Origin of the sequence: Aliamphritea spongicola, from assembly GCF_017051665.1 — a bacterium.
In the GTDB taxonomy this organism is placed as follows: Bacteria; Pseudomonadota; Gammaproteobacteria; order Pseudomonadales; family Balneatricaceae; genus Amphritea; species Amphritea spongicola.
Window position 1 is genome coordinate 1 of the sequence record NZ_JAFIDL010000100.1, and the last position, 288, is coordinate 288.

General features: G+C 63.2%; 1 protein-coding gene. It reads left to right on the plus strand.

The genetic code is table 11. From position 1 onward, the window contains the following. A partial coding sequence (locus tag JYB63_RS22910) for a sigma 54-interacting transcriptional regulator (RefSeq protein ID WP_205660228.1) occupies positions 1 to 288 on the plus strand: 288 nt, incomplete at both ends.

Here is a 288-nt window from a genome sequence, read left to right on the forward strand (position 1 = left end):
GGCGATGCAGGACGTGTTTCGCATCATCGGCCGGCTGTCACGTTCGTCGATCAGCGTGCTGATCAACGGCGAATCCGGCACAGGCAAGGAACTGGTGGCGCATGCGCTGCACCGCCACAGCCCGCGCGCCAAGTCGCCGTTCATCGCCCTGAACATGGCCGCTATTCCCAAGGATCTGATCGAGTCCGAGCTGTTCGGCCACGAGAAAGGCGCCTTCACCGGCGCGAACCAAATCCGTCAGGGACGCTTTGAACAGGCCGACGGCGGCACGCTGTTCCTCGACGAGAT